This window comes from Pseudomonas fluorescens (assembly GCF_900636825.1).
GTDB lineage: Bacteria > Pseudomonadota > Gammaproteobacteria > Pseudomonadales > Pseudomonadaceae > Aquipseudomonas > Aquipseudomonas fluorescens_BG.
In genome coordinates, this window is the sequence record NZ_LR134318.1 from 5,267,703 (window position 1) to 5,281,662 (window position 13,960).

Here is a 13,960-nt window from a genome sequence, read left to right on the forward strand (position 1 = left end):
ACTCCGATCTCCCGTGACTGAACCTTGTTAGGAACTGATCGGTAAATGCCCGGCAAGTTCAAGAGCCCCTCACCCCAGCCCTCTCCCCGAGGGAGAGGGAGCCGACCGAGTTGCATGACCAACCTCACCAACTGCACGTCTTGAGTCGAACTCAAGTCTGAAGTCGATGCAGATCTGCTCCCTTTCCCCCTCTCCCCCTGGAGAGGGAGCCGACCGAGCTGCATGACCAACCTCACCAACTGCACGTCTTGAGTCGAACTCAAGTCTGAAGTCGATTCGGATCTGCTCCCTTTCCCCCTCTCCCCCTGGAGAGGGAGCCGACCGAGCTGCATGACCAACCTCGCCAACTGCACGTCTTGAGTCGAACTCAAGTCTGAAGACGATGCAGATCTGCTCCCTTTCCCCCTCGCCCCTTGGAGAGGGAGCCGACCTAGTTGCATGACCAACCTCACCACCTGCACGTCTTGAGTCGAACTCAAGTCTGAAGACGATGCAGATCTGCTCCCTTTCCCCCTCGCCCCTTTGGGGGAGAGGGTTGGGGTGAGGGGGAAAGCTCTTGATCTTCGCTTCACCCGCGACCGTCCGTAACGCCGCCGAAACTTTCCCGTGCGCCGCGCAGTCATCACAAAACACAGGCAACACGAGGACTTCATCGGGAGGGTGAAATGGCAGCGATTCACATCGGTATTTCCGGCTGGCGCTACGAACCGTGGCGCGGGGACTTCTACCCGAAGGGGCTGGCGCAAAAGCGCGAATTGCAGTTCGCTTCACGGGCGGTCAACAGCATCGAAATCAATGGATCGTTCTACGCCCTGCAACGCCCCGAACGTTACGCCCAGTGGTACGCCGAAACCCCCGATGACTTCGTTTTCAGCGTCAAGGCTCCGCGCTTCATCACCCACGTGCGGCGCTTGCGCGAAATCGAAAAGCCGCTGGCGAATTTTTTCGCGTCAGGCGTTCTGGAATTGAAGGAAAAACTCGGGCCGATCCTTTGGCAGTTTCCACCGAACTTCAAATTCGAGGCCGAGCGCTTCGACCAGTTTCTCGCGCAACTGCCACGCGACACCCAAGCAGCCGCCGCCCTCGCCCGCCAGCACGACGCGCATCTGCCCGGTCACGCCAGCGTCAAAGCCTGGCGCAAAAAGCCGCTGCGTCACGCGGTGGAAATTCGCCATGAAAGCTTCATCGACCCGGAGTTCGTACGCTTGTTGAAACGCCACAACACCGCACTCGTCGTCGCCGACACCGCCGGTAAATGGCCGTACCGCGAAGACCTCACCAGCGACTTTGTCTACGTGCGCCTGCACGGTGCCGAAGAGCTTTACGCCAGCGGCTATTCCGATGCTGCGCTCAAGCGCTGGGCCGAGCGCATTGACGCCTGGCACCACGGCGGGCAGCCGAAAGACGCGCACCTGATCGCCCCGCGCTTGAAGCCGCGGGCGCGCAAATCCCGGGAAGTGTTTTGCTATTTCGACAACGACATCAAGGTCCGCGCGCCCTACGACGCGCGTGATCTGCTGCATCGTTTTGATCTGGACAAAGACCTCGCCACCGCGCCCGGCGAACCCGCTGGTGAAGGAGTGCTGGCATGAGCATTCCCGAACCGGTCGGTTTTACCGATGAAGGCTCCGTGGTCGCGCCGTCGGTGCGCACGTTCACGGTGCTGACGGTCAACACCCACAAGGGGTTCACCGCGCTCAACCGGCGCTTCATCCTGCCGGAACTGCGCGAAGCGGTGCGCAGCGTAGCGGCGGATGTGGTGTTTTTGCAGGAAGTGCACGGCACCCACGAACACCATCCCAAGCGCTTCACCAATTGGCCGACGATGCCGCAGTACGAATTCCTCGCCGACAGCCTCTGGCCGCAGTTCGCCTATGGGCGTAATGCGGTGTACCCGGAGGGCGATCACGGCAATGCGTTGCTGTCGAAATTCCAGATCATCCGCCACGACAATCTCGACGTATCGATCAGCGGCCATGAAAACCGAGGGCTGCTGCATTGTGTGCTGCGCCTGCCCGGTGACGGCGCCGAGGTTCACGCGATCTGTGTGCATCTGGGCCTGCGCGAAAGCCATCGCAACGCGCAGCTCGATCTGCTCATGCAACGCCTCGCCGAGCTGCCCGACGACGCGCCCGTGATTGTCGCCGGCGATTTCAACGACTGGCGCCAGCGCGCCGATGCGCAACTCAAGCCTTGCGGTCTGCGTGAAGTGTTCGCCGAACATCACGGCAAACCGGCGCGCAGTTTTCCCGCGCGTCTGCCAGCGCTGCGGCTCGATCGCATCTACGTGCGCAACCTCAAAGCCAGCCGGCCGAAAGTTTTGACTAACCGGCCCTGGTCTCACCTTTCCGACCACGCACCGTTATCGGTGGAGATTGAACTATGAACAGTGCGCCACTGGAAAAAACCACGGTGGAACCCGTCACAATGAACCCGCCGGTACGCGAGCCAGGACACGTCGATGTCGAATACCAATGGCACGGTAACAACCGCGTAGAGCTGCTGGAAAACGGTGAGGAATACTTCCCGCGCGTGTTCGAAGCGATGCGGGCGGCCAAGAGTGAGATTCTGCTGGAGACTTTCATTGTCTTCGAAGACAAGGTCGGCGCCGAGCTGCAACAGATCCTGATCGAAGCCGCGCAGCGTGGTGTACGCACCACGGTCAGCCTCGACGGTTTCGGCTGCGGCGAGCTGAGCACCGCTTATCTGTCGGCGCTGAGCGACGCCGGCGTGCATCTGCAAATCTTCGATCCGGCGCCGAAACACCTGGGCATCCGCACCAACTGGTTCCGCCGCCTGCATCGCAAGATCGTGGTGGTCGACGGCTTGATTGCGTTCATTGGCGGGATCAATTTTTCCGGCGATCACCTGGCCGACTTCGGCCCCGAAGCCAAGCAGGATTACTCGGTGGAAATCCAGGGGCCGGTCGTTGCTGACATCCACCATTTCGCCCTGCTGCAAAGCGGTCGCCCCGGACGCGCGCGGTTCTGGTGGCAGCGCCGCCGCCAGCGTCTGGCGGAAATGGCCTTCACCGATCATGACGGGCAAGTAAGACTGGTGTTCCGCGACAACGATCAACACAACACCGATATCGAAGATGTCTATTTGCAGGTGCTGCGCAAGGCCAAGCGCCGGGTGATCATTGCCAATGCGTATTTCTTTCCCGGCTACCGCCTGCTCCGTGAAATCCGTAATGCGGCCCGGCGTGGGGTTGATGTGCGGCTGATCCTACAAGGTCAGCCCGACATGCTGGTGGCCAAACTGGCGGCGCGCATGACTTACGATTATCTGCTGCGCGCCGGCGTGCAGATTCATGAATACTGCGAGCGGCCGCTGCACGGTAAAGTCGCGCTGGTCGACGATGACTGGAGCACGGTGGGTTCGAGCAATCTCGACCCGCTGAGCCTGTCGCTGAACCTGGAAGCCAACGTGCTGATCCGCGACCGCGCCTTCAACCAGCATCTTTACGAACGTCTCGAAGATCTCAGCCAGAATCACTGCAAAGCCATGGACGCCAAGCTGTTGCCGCGCGGTCGGATCTGGCACATGACCGTAGGCTTCTTGGTGTTTCACTTTCTGCGGCACTTCCCGGCGATGGCCGGTTGGCTGCCAGCGCATAAACCGCGTCTGAAGCCTTTCCGAGGTGCGCGTCCATGAGCCATTCCGAAGCCCATTCCAACAGTCATTCGGCACAGGCAGCGCCGTCCAAATGGAGCCGCTGGAAGCGGCCGCTGACCATTCTGTTTTTCCTCGCGCTGATCGTATTGCTGACGATGTTCGCCACGCGTATCGAATGGGCCGAGGTGCTGGAGACGCTTGCCGATTTCAAGGTGCGAACGCTGATCATCGCCGCGAGCGTAACGCTGTTGAGTTTTCTGGTGTATGCCAGTTTTGATTTGATGGGCCGCACTTATATTCGTCAGGATCTGACTTGGAAGCAGATTCTGCCGGTCGGCATTATCAGCTACGCGTTCAACCTCAATCTCAGCGCTTGGGTCGGCGGGATTGCCATGCGCTATCGGCTGTATTCGCGCCTGGGCGTGAGCAAAGGCAACATCGCCAAGATTCTCGGCCTGAGCCTGGCGACCAACTGGTTCGGCTACATGACCATCGCCGGCGTGGTGTTCAGCAGCGGTCTGGTGCGCATGCCACCGGGGTGGAAACTCAGCAGTGATGCGCTGCAACTGGTTGGCGTGTTGTTGCTGTTGATCAGCGCGGGTTATCTGGCGGCGTGCCAGTTTTCCAAGCGTCGCGAGTGGGCGATTCGCGGCGTGGAAATCAACCTGCCATCGCTGCGCATGGCGGTATTGCAGTTGCTGCTGGGGGCGTTGAACTGGTCATTGATGGCGGCCGTCATCTTCACCCTGCTGCCGAGCAAACTGGATTATCCGTTGGTTCTCGGCGTGTTGTTGATCAGCGCGATTGCCGGGGTCATCACGCATATTCCGGCGGGGCTGGGAGTACTCGAAGCGGTATTTGTGGCGCTGCTGCAGCACGAAGCATCGCGCGGCAGTCTGGTCGCCGGCCTGCTGGCCTATCGGGCAATTTATTTTCTGTTGCCGCTGCTGATCACGCTGGTGATGTATCTGGTGGTGGAGGCCAAGGCCAAGGCGCTGCGGATCGAGAAAAAACCTTCCTGAGCATTGCAGCGAGACTGATGGCGCCATCGCCAGCAGGGCTAGCTCCCACAGGTTGGAACACATTCCCCCTGTGGGAGCTAGCCCTGCTGGCGAAAGCGCCGGTACAGGCGACAGATCATCTGGACTGGATGATGCTCAACCTCTCACCCACCACCATCTCGGTAATCCAGTCCACCAGTATTGAGGTGTAGGCCTGCTGCGACACCGGATCACTCAATGCGTGATCCGCGCCATCGATAATGCGGTGCGTCAGCGAGTGAGTCTGCTGACACGCGGCGCGATAGCTCATGATCGTCGCGTGGGGCACAAAGTCGTCGGTTTCCGATTCCACCAGCAACACATCCCCGGTGAATTGCGAGCAGGCATGCAACGCGCGATTGCTGTCAGCGCGGACTAGAGCGCCGCGATAATCACGCAGATCGGCCTTGTCCAGATCACGCTTGGGCGTGTGCCATTGCTCGTCGCGGTACAACGCCGGCACGCGCAGTGCCAGCCAGCGCACCGGGCGCAATGAGGTGAGGATCGACGCGAGGTAGCCGCCGTAACTGGTGCCAACCACGGCAATCGCCGAGGTGTCGAGCGCCGGGTGCGCGAGCAAGCGGTCATAGGCGGCGAGCAAATCACGCAGATTGTCTTCGCGGGTGACGCGGGTCAGCGGAATTCCGGTGCCGCCGGTATGCCCGCGCAAGTCGAAGGTCAGGCACACACAACCGAGCCCGGCGATGCCTTTGGCCCGTTCCAGATCACGTTCCTGACTGCCGCCCCAGCCGTGGACAAACAACACCCCCGGCACTTTCGATTTGGGACTGAGGAACGTCCCGCTCATCTGTTCATCATCAATGTCGATTTGAATGCTTTCGCTTCTAGCCGTCATAGGATTTGACCGTTACGTATTTGAGAAGGAAGTCGCTGTTTTCTGCCGGTCCACGGTACACCTCAATGGCGTCCGCCGGCAGCGGCTGATCGGTATAGGTTTCCACCGAAGAGACGCGAATCGCTGGCATCCCCGGGTCGTTGACGAAGCTTTGCAGCGCGGCGACTTCGGCGCTGCTCGCGCCGCCCATGCGCCAGGATTGTTCGAGGACGCCGCTGCGGCGCTTGCCGCTGCTGTCCAGGCCCTGAGCGATGTCGTAATTGCGGCGCGAAGCGTAGAAACGCGGATAAGCTTCATCCGCGGCCTGATCGAAGACTTGCGCTTGCTCGATCGCCAGACGCACATCGTCGGGCTGTTCCAGCGCCAGCAGTTGCTCGTACCCGCCCTGCACCACCAGCAGGTTCGAGCCACCGTAAACCTCTTCGCCGTGACCATCTTGGGTCAAATATTGATCGCCACAGTAGCTCAGCACTTTGTCGCCGATGAACGACTGGCCCACGCTGTGGGTAACGACATCGCGCAGATCCTGTTCCAGCACGACGCCTTCGCTGAACTGTTGAGCCATGTCGGGGCGGGCGAGGATTTCGTCGAACGCATCGAGGCTTTTGATCACCTCTTGGCCGCGACCGGCGCAGGCGTGGACCGGCTTCAAGCGAATCGGCCCGCTGTACAACAGATGCTCGGCAGCTGGACGGGCATCTTCCAGTGCGAAAACGCTGAGCCCGTCGAGTACGACATTGCGCACCCGTTCGGAAAACAGCGGTGACCAGCCCTGCGGTGCGCGTGCCTGATGACTGCGCAAGCCATGGCTGATCGCTTTGGTGCAGATGAAGTCGTGTTCGACGTACCCGCCCCACAAGTCATCGGGACCGGTGATTCCCAGCGCTTGTGCATTGGCGGCGCCGACAATGGTTTGAGTCGGCAGCAGATACAGGTCGCGGCCCTGATGTTTGGCCGGGTCGTAACTGCCGCCGAATTTCCAGCCGAGGATTTGCGCCAGCCAGCGCGCGAGTGCCTTGTTGGTCTGCACTTCATGCTGCGGCGCGTCGCCGCGCACCGAGTGCGCGACAACCAGTTTCTTGCGAGATGTCGGGGTCATGCGTTCCCCTTTATTCATTCAGTGAATTCAACAAACAGAATTGCAGAGATCAGGCCAAGCGTTCATCTATGGCAAACACCCGGTAATCGGGCGGTTGCTGCGACGGTACTGGCACCGCGCCTGTTTCAATCTGCACGACTGAGCTCAAATTTCCGGCAAATTGCACGATCCCACGTCCTGAGTTAAATCCTGTGGGAGCTGGCTTGCCAGCGATGAGGGAATACCTGTCACATCGATGCTGGCTGACCCGCCGCCATCGCTGGCAAGCCAGCTCCCACAGAATCACTGCGGGACTTGAGCTTAGCGCGTCAGCCCAAACCGGCCGCGATAATCACTCGGCGCCAGCCCGGTAATCTTCTTGAAGATCGCGCGAAACGCACCGGGATCCTGGTAGCCCACGGTCCAGGCGATGTGATCGATGGTGCCATTGGTAAATTCGAGCATTTCCCGCGCCTTGCCAACGCGCAGATGCTGGCAGTATTCGGTCGGTTTCAAACCGGTGGCGGCACGGAATCGACGCAGAAACGTGCGCTCCTCCAGGCCCGCTCGCTCGGCCATCGCCGTCAGCGACACATCCGTTGCCCCGGTGCTTTGCAGCCAGTGCTGGACTTTGAGAATCGCCGCGTCGCCGTGGCCGAGGATCGGCGCGAAATTGCTGCCGCATTCACTGGCGCTGTCACTGTGCTCCATCACCAGAAAACGCGCGGTGGCGGTGGCGATACTCGGGCCGAGCAAGCGATCGACCAGGCGCAACCCCAATTCCGACCACGCCATCAGCCCGGCCGTGGTGATCAAATCGCCGTCGTCGACAATCGGCGTGTCCGCCTTGAGCCGGATGTGCGGATAACGCTCGGCGAACGCTTGGGCCGAAGTCCAGTGGGTAGTGGCGCTGCGACCGTCGAGCAGGCCGCTTTCGGCAAGCATCAACGAGCCCACGCAGACGCCGCCAAGTGTCGCGCCGCGCGCATGCTGATCCCGCAACCATTGCGCCAGACTGGCCGGCATCTGCGCTGCATCGAAACCGCCGAGGGATGGTGGAATCAGCACGGCCAGCAAAGCGGCGGCGGCGCCGGGATGGCTGGCGTAGACCTGCGCCGGCAATTGCTCGCCCTCGGCCTGCCAGTGACTGACCCGCAACAACGGCAAATGCACGGCCTGATACTCGGCGGCAATCCGGTTGGCCACCGCGAACAGATCGGTCAAACCGTGCACCGCCGCCAGTTGCGCGCCGGGATAGATCAGCACGCCCAACTCAGCGGTGGCGGCTTTTTCTGCGGCCATTGTCAGTTTTCCCCTGTCTATTGTCGGTGCGGCCAATCCTCGAATGGTCGGCCAGCGCCAATACTGCAGCCACATCCAATCACTGTCTCGAGGACACACCATGGCCAAGCAAGCGCTCATCGTAGTCGATATCCAGAACGACTACTTCCCCCAAGGCAAGTGGCCGCTGGCCGGCGCCGACGCCACTGCCGACAATGCCGCTCGATTGATCGCCGCGTTCCGTGAGGCAGGTGACTCGGTGGTGCACATTCGCCACGAATTCACTTCCGAGGATGCGCCGTTTTTCACCCCCGGCTCCGAAGGCGCCAAATTGCACCCGAAGGTTCTGAATCGCAACGACGAACCCGTGGTGCTCAAGCACTTCGTCAACTCGTTTCGCGAAACCGAACTGCAGTCGATTCTGGATGAGCAAGGGATCAAGGAACTGGTCGTGGTCGGCAGCATGAGTCATATGTGCGTCGACGGTATCACCCGCGCGGCGGCGGATATGGGTTATGGCGTGACCGTGATTCACGATGCCTGCGCCAGCCGCGATCTGGAATTCAACGGCCTGACCGTGCCGGCGGCGCATGTGCATGCGGCATTCATGTCAGCGCTGGGCTTTGCCTACGCCAGCGTGGTTTCCACTGACGAGTTCCTGCGCAGCAACGCCTAGCAACAACTGCCGATCCCCATGGCCCGCCGTGTTGCGGGCCTTTTTGCGTGTGCGATGAAAATCTCACGCGTGAGTCATTGATGGCACTTTGCATTGGTTGTAGTGTGGCCCACGCGTGAGACGCTCATAACCGGATTCCAGCCAATGACAAGCCGCTCTAACGCGAATGCCGCAGCAGCCCCCAAGGGCGAGCGCGCGAAAGCATCCGCGAAAAAACCGCCGAGCTTTTATATGAAGCAGATGCGCGCGGGCCTGGCGGCTGCCGGTTACGTGAAACACGAAACTTGGGTGCTTCCCGAAAACCGAAGCTTGCTCAAGCAAATGGAGCAACAGCTACGCCAACCGATTCTGGCTGGCTCTTTCATGTCGGAGAATTACATGAGCGCAGGCAACAACTGGACTATCGATAGCCTCTTCAACGCCCTCAAGGCACTGGATGAGGTAGCTTCGCAAGAGATCACGCTGTCTCTGATCCAGAGCTCCGAACCCAGCATCAAGCTGGAGATGAACGAATTCGGCGGTCTGCCGATTCACATCGCCCTGGCCGGTCAGCAGATCATCGTCGACACCGTGCTGGTGGACATCGAATCGATCACCGACGTTAACGCCTTCAACGATGCCGTTCTGCGCAGCCGCGAAATGTTCCCGCTGTCGTCGATCGGCATCGAGTCGATGCCAAACGGCCAGACCGTTTACAACATGTTCGGCGCCCTCAGCGCCGACTCGAGCCTGACCAACGTGGTCACCGAGGTCAAGACCCTGGTCGACAACGTGCAGCGCGCCAGTGAAGCCTTCGAACACTTCTTCAAGTAATCAACAGGGAATATCCAATGACTCAGTCCATCTGGAGCAAGTTGTTCACCGCACTGCGCGGCGGCGCCAATGAAGTCGGCGAAGCGATCGTCGACCAACAGGCCCTGCGCATCCTCGATCAGGAAATCCGCGACGCCGACACCGCGCTGGCGAACGCCCGTCGCGAACTGGTCACCATCATGGCCAAACACAAACTGGCTGCCGATCGCGTGAGCGAATACGACGCCAAGATCAAGGATCTGGAAGCCAAGGCAGTTTCGGCCCTGAATGCGGGCCGTGAAGACCTGGCGCTGGAAGTCGCGGAAGCGATCTCGACCCTGACCAACGACCTCGATGCCGAGAAGAAGCTGAGCGACGAATTCGGTGCCTACGCTGCCAACATGCGCAAAGACATCAGCAAAGCCGAGTCGCGAATCAAAAGCCTGCGCCAGCAAGTGGACATGGCCAAAGCCCGGGAAAGCGTGCAGAAGGCACAGGTCAGCGCCTCGATTGCCAGCGGCGGCGCCAATGGCAAACTGGAAACCGCTGTCGGTACGCTCAACCGCCTGCAGGCCAAGCAACAACAACGCGCGGCCGAGCTGAGCGCGGCGGACGAACTGGCGGATGCATCGACCGGCAATGACCTGGATCGCAAACTGCGTGACGCCGGCATCACGCCGAACGAAGGCAGCGCCAATGCGATTCTCGAGCGCCTGAAGCAAAAGTCCGCGCAGTAACACTGCAATTTGCTCTGTGTAGGAGCTGCCGCAGGCTGCGATCTTTTGATCTTGTCTTTTAAAAGCAAAAGATCGCAGCCTGCGGCAGCTCCTACAACATTTCACTTTGCCTGCTCGTTCCCCGCGCAGCCCGGTACACTAGCGCCACTTTTTTTGCCGACGAAATTTCCACCCGCCTCAAGGAACGAAACCCATGGGATGGTTTAAAGATTTGCTGGGCACCAGTAACTGGCAAACCGCTGCACCCACGCCAACCGCTGTCACCGGCCCGCTCGGCATGGCGCAAGGCAAAGGCGTGCGATTCGATTCGACGCTGGCACTGCTGCTCGACGGCTCGACCTCGGTGCGCGTGCCCTTCGATCAGGCGATCTGGAGCGCCGGTTGGGTTGACCTCGGCCAGTCCAACAAACTGCACCGCTATTACATGAACGACGAGGATTTCTGGCTTCAAATCCACGTCACCGGTGAAGACCAGATCGAGTCGGTCACCCTGTTCAACTACCTCAGTTACGTGACCGTCAACAGCGACGCCGAATTGCAGCGCCTGGCCGGCCCGAACAGTCTGATCGGGCTGCCGGACTATACCCATGAAGGTGTTCAATTCACCCGCGAATGGGGCACTGAACAAGGCCAGACCGAACTCGTGCCGATGACCGAGCAGGTGATCAACCCAGACGAAAGCTACACCATCGAACACCGCTCGATGCTTTACGCGCGCGATACCGGCTTGACCGATCGCCGCGAATTGCTGCTGTTCTCCGTCGAACAGGACGAAGAAGGCACCGTCAGCCTGAGCACCTCACTGGGTATCTCGCTGTACACGACTGATTTGAGCGCCATCTGAAAAGGAAGTTTTTCATGCTGGAAGTGCTGGCCGTTTCCCTGAACAAGACCGCTCTGGTCGGTTTCGTCGTCTACCTGATCGGCGCCGTGCTGCTGTTCATGCTGTTTCAGTTCGTCTACACCCGCCTCACGCCGCACAAGGAATTCGAGCTGATCCGCTCCGGCAATATTGCCGCCGCCATTGCCCTCTCCGGCGCGATCGTCGGCTTCGCAATTCCGGCGAGCAACGTAATCGCCTTTTCGGTAAACGTGATCGACTTCGTGCTCTGGGCGGTGATTGCGGCGGTCGTGCAATTGCTGGCCTTTCTCGCTACAGGCCTGGTTCTCAAAGGCACTTCCGAGCGTATCGCCAAGGGTGAAATCGCCTCCGGCATTTACGTCGCGGCGGTGGCAATCAGCGTCGGCATGCTCAACGCCGCGTGCATGACCCCGTCCAACTGACCGGCAGGAAGCCTCGATGAAACGCAGTAAATACGTTCAGTTGTCCCTCGCTGCCTCCGTTGCCTTGGCCATCTCCGGCGAAGCCGCGGCGCTGGATCAGCAGCGTGGCTTTCAAAGTGTGGAGCAGTGCGTCGACGCCGAAGTGGCTGCCGATGTCTGCTCGAACGCCTACGTCGCCGCCCTCACCGAACACCGGCGCATGGCCCCGACGTACGATGACAAGGCACAGTGCGACGCCGACTTTACCGCCGATTGGTGCCAGAAAAACGCCTCAGGCCAATTCGTGCCGAAACTGAGCGGGTTCAAAATCCAGCCGAACGCCGAAGCGCCGCAAGATCTCGACGCCCTCGCCGATGCGCAAATGCCCGCCGGTGACGTCAACGCCGCGCAGGCTGCACCAGCGTCGACACACTCTTCGGGCAGTTCCACCAGCGGGTTGCTTACAGGCTGGCTGATTGGCAACGCGATGAGCAACAACTCGAATCGCACGGTGTATCGCGATCGCGACACCCGCCAGACCTACAACACCTCGACGCAGTACCGCAAAGTCGAATCGGCCCCGGTTACGCGCAGCCAGCCTGACTATCAGAGCACCAAGAGCAAACCGGTCAATGTCGCTTCCTCGACTTCCCGTGGCGGGTTCGGCAGCCAGTCGAGCGCGCGCAGCGGCTGGGGTGGCTGGGGCAGCAGCTCCGGGCGCTCGAGTAGCTGAGCATGAAAAAGATCTTCTGCGCCGAGCGCCCCGACTGGAAACAGACCGCCGAAAGCCTTGGCTTCATGTTTCACACCATCGACGACGAGCCTTACTGGGACGAAAGCGCCTATTACCAGTTCACGCTGGCGCAGATTGAAAACGATCTCGAGGACCCGACCACCGAACTGCACGAGATGTGCATGGATCTGGTCAACCGCGTAATACGTAGCGAAGAATTGCTCGACCGCTTGAGCATTCCAGCTTCGTACTACGACATGATCCGAATGTCCTGGCTGGAAGGTCATCCGCATCTGTACGGGCGCATGGACTTTTCCTACAGCGGCAACGGCCCGGCAAAGTTGCTCGAGCTTAACTACGACACGCCGACCAGCCTCTACGAAGCGGCGGCGTTCCAGTGGGGCTGGCTCGAACAGAGCATCGAACGCGGCACCCTGCCGCGTCATGCCGACCAGTTCAACAGCATCGACACCAAGCTGCATCAGGCCTTCGCCGAGTTGCAGCTGAAGCGGCCGTTTTATTTCGCCTCGATGAAAGACTCGGCAGAAGACAAAGGCACCACCGATTACCTGCGGCTGATCGCTGAAAAGGTCGGTATCGAATCGCGGCACATCGACATCGAAGACATTGGCCTGACGGCTGAGGGACGCTTTGTCGATCTGCAGGATCGCTGGATCCCCCATCTATTCAAGCTGCATGCCTGGGAGTTCATCTTCCATGAACCGTTCGGCGCGGCGATTGCCGATTGCGACACGCAGTTTTTTGAACCGGCGTGGAAAGCGATCCTGTCGAACAAAGGCGTACTGCCGTTGCTCTGGGACATGCACCAGGGCCATCCGAACCTGCTGGCGAGCCATCTCGATCCCAATCCGACCAGCGCTGTTGCCAAAGGCTGGGTGCGCAAGCCGTACTTTTCCCGGGAAGGCGCCAACATCGAACTGCAGACGGCGGAGGGTCTGATCGTCAAAGAGGACGGGCCTTACACCGATGCGCCGTTCATCCTCCAGGAATTTGCGCCGCTGCCTAAGTTTGGCGACAGCTACACCCTGATTGGCTCGTGGGTGATTGGTGATCAGGCAGCGGGGATCGGGGTGCGCGAGGATAATAGTCTGATCACCAAGGATTCGAGCCGGTTTTTGCCGCACCTGATCCTCGACTGAAACAATTCCCCCTGTAGGAGCTGACGAGTGAAACGAGGCTGCGATCTTTTGATCTTCAGAAACAACGTCAAAAGATCACAGCCTCGTTTCACTCGTCAGCTCCTACAGGTGATAGAGGGCGCGGTGATATTGCGGCACAAAAAAGGCCCGTCGTTTAAGCGACGGGCCTTTTTCATTTAAAGCGATTACAGCGGCAAATCAGAATGGGATATCGTCATCAAAGCTGTCGAAGTCCGGGGCCGGTTGCGGTGCGGCCTGCTGCGGAGCCGGGGCCGAACGCTGTTGCGGAGCCGACTGCTGCGGACGCGGTGCCTGCTGGCGCGGCGCTGGAGCGGACTGCTGATAGTTGTTGCCACCGCCTTGTTGGTCGCCCTGTTGTGGACGGCCGCCGAGCAATTGCATGGTGCCTTGCATGTCGACCACGATTTCGGTGGTGTAACGCTTGATACCGTCTTTTTCCCACTCGCGGGTCTGCAGCTTGCCTTCGATGTAGACCTGCGAACCTTTACGCAGATATTCGCCGGCAATCTCCGCGACCTTGCCGAACATCGACACACGGTGCCACTCGGTCTTCTCGACCTTCTGACCGGTTTGCTTGTCGGTCCACTGTTCGCTGGTTGCCAGACTCAGGTTGGTCACGGCGTTACCGTTAGGCAGGTAGCGAACTTCGGGATCCTGGCCGCAAGTGCCGACCAATATGACTTTGTTAACCCCACGGGCCATAAC

General features: G+C 60.0%; 15 protein-coding genes. 11 read left to right on the top strand and 4 right to left on the bottom strand.

Annotated elements, in window-relative coordinates:
* The first annotated feature begins 665 nt into the window (after positions 1–665).
* From EL257_RS24015 to EL257_RS24030, 4 genes are read left to right on the top strand one after another with little or no spacing between them, the layout of a single operon-like run.
* On the top strand, positions 666–1,592 hold the full coding sequence (locus tag EL257_RS24015; protein WP_126366816.1) for a DUF72 domain-containing protein: 927 nt from the start codon (positions 666–668) through the stop codon (positions 1,590–1,592).
* The gene (locus EL257_RS24020; protein WP_126366818.1) at positions 1,589–2,386 is read left to right on the top strand and encodes an endonuclease/exonuclease/phosphatase family protein; all 798 of its coding nucleotides are present in this window, start codon (positions 1,589–1,591) and stop codon (positions 2,384–2,386) included. Before EL257_RS24015 ends, EL257_RS24020 begins: the two co-directional genes overlap by 4 nt.
* Positions 2,383–3,657, top strand: a complete 1,275-nt coding sequence (gene clsB, locus EL257_RS24025; RefSeq protein ID WP_126366820.1) for a cardiolipin synthase ClsB — start codon at positions 2,383–2,385, stop codon at positions 3,655–3,657. Before EL257_RS24020 ends, clsB begins: the two co-directional genes overlap by 4 nt.
* On the top strand, positions 3,654–4,640 hold the full coding sequence (locus tag EL257_RS24030) for a lysylphosphatidylglycerol synthase domain-containing protein (RefSeq protein ID WP_126366822.1): 987 nt from the start codon (positions 3,654–3,656) through the stop codon (positions 4,638–4,640). The genes clsB and EL257_RS24030 overlap by 4 nt, the downstream gene beginning before the upstream one ends.
* Before the next feature lie 115 nt (positions 4,641–4,755).
* Here the strand turns inward: EL257_RS24030 and EL257_RS24035 are convergent, their stop codons facing one another.
* From EL257_RS24035 to EL257_RS24045, 3 genes are all read right to left on the bottom strand, one after another.
* Positions 4,756–5,514 carry an alpha/beta hydrolase family protein gene (locus EL257_RS24035; RefSeq protein ID WP_126366825.1) on the bottom strand — a complete coding sequence of 253 codons (759 nt, stop codon included), beginning with the start codon at positions 5,512–5,514 and terminating at the stop codon, positions 4,756–4,758.
* Complete coding sequence (locus tag EL257_RS24040) at positions 5,504–6,613, bottom strand: DUF3182 family protein (protein ID WP_126366827.1); 1,110 nt, start codon at positions 6,611–6,613, stop codon at positions 5,504–5,506. The genes EL257_RS24035 and EL257_RS24040 overlap by 11 nt, the downstream gene beginning before the upstream one ends.
* Before the next feature lie 300 nt (positions 6,614–6,913).
* Positions 6,914–7,894 (bottom strand): GlxA family transcriptional regulator, encoded by a 981-nt coding sequence (locus EL257_RS24045; RefSeq protein ID WP_126366829.1) that lies wholly within the window; start codon positions 7,892–7,894, stop codon positions 6,914–6,916.
* Positions 7,895–7,994: 100 nt separating this feature from the next.
* On the opposite strand from EL257_RS24045, the gene EL257_RS24050 reads away from it, so the two are divergent.
* The 7 genes from EL257_RS24050 to EL257_RS24085 all read left to right on the top strand — a co-directional run bounded on the left by EL257_RS24050 (position 7,995) and on the right by EL257_RS24085 (position 13,234).
* Positions 7,995–8,549: a cysteine hydrolase family protein gene (locus tag EL257_RS24050; RefSeq protein ID WP_126366831.1), complete on the top strand. Its 555-nt coding sequence runs from the start codon at positions 7,995–7,997 to the stop codon at positions 8,547–8,549.
* A 231-nt stretch (positions 8,550–8,780) separates the two neighbouring features.
* Complete coding sequence (locus EL257_RS24055; protein WP_232013045.1) at positions 8,781–9,362, top strand: YjfI family protein; 582 nt, start codon at positions 8,781–8,783, stop codon at positions 9,360–9,362.
* Positions 9,363–9,379: 17 nt separating this feature from the next.
* Complete coding sequence (locus EL257_RS24060; protein WP_126366835.1) at positions 9,380–10,078, top strand: PspA/IM30 family protein; 699 nt, start codon at positions 9,380–9,382, stop codon at positions 10,076–10,078.
* Positions 10,079–10,271: 193 nt separating this feature from the next.
* Positions 10,272–10,922 (top strand): DUF2491 family protein, encoded by a 651-nt coding sequence (locus tag EL257_RS24070; protein WP_126366837.1) that lies wholly within the window; start codon positions 10,272–10,274, stop codon positions 10,920–10,922.
* A gap of 14 nt (positions 10,923–10,936) precedes the next feature.
* Entirely contained in the window at positions 10,937–11,362 is a 426-nt protein-coding gene (locus EL257_RS24075; RefSeq protein ID WP_126366839.1) for a DUF350 domain-containing protein, read from the top strand.
* Positions 11,363–11,378: 16 nt separating this feature from the next.
* Positions 11,379–12,074 (top strand): DUF1190 domain-containing protein, encoded by a 696-nt coding sequence (locus EL257_RS24080; protein ID WP_126366841.1) that lies wholly within the window; start codon positions 11,379–11,381, stop codon positions 12,072–12,074.
* Between the two features lie 2 nt (positions 12,075–12,076).
* Positions 12,077–13,234: a glutathionylspermidine synthase family protein gene (locus EL257_RS24085; RefSeq protein WP_126366843.1), complete on the top strand. Its 1,158-nt coding sequence runs from the start codon at positions 12,077–12,079 to the stop codon at positions 13,232–13,234.
* Between the two features lie 198 nt (positions 13,235–13,432).
* Here the strand turns inward: EL257_RS24085 and EL257_RS24090 are convergent, their stop codons facing one another.
* The gene (locus EL257_RS24090; RefSeq protein ID WP_008081898.1) at positions 13,433–13,957 is read right to left on the bottom strand and encodes a single-stranded DNA-binding protein; all 525 of its coding nucleotides are present in this window, start codon (positions 13,955–13,957) and stop codon (positions 13,433–13,435) included.
* Positions 13,958–13,960 lie beyond the last annotated feature (3 nt).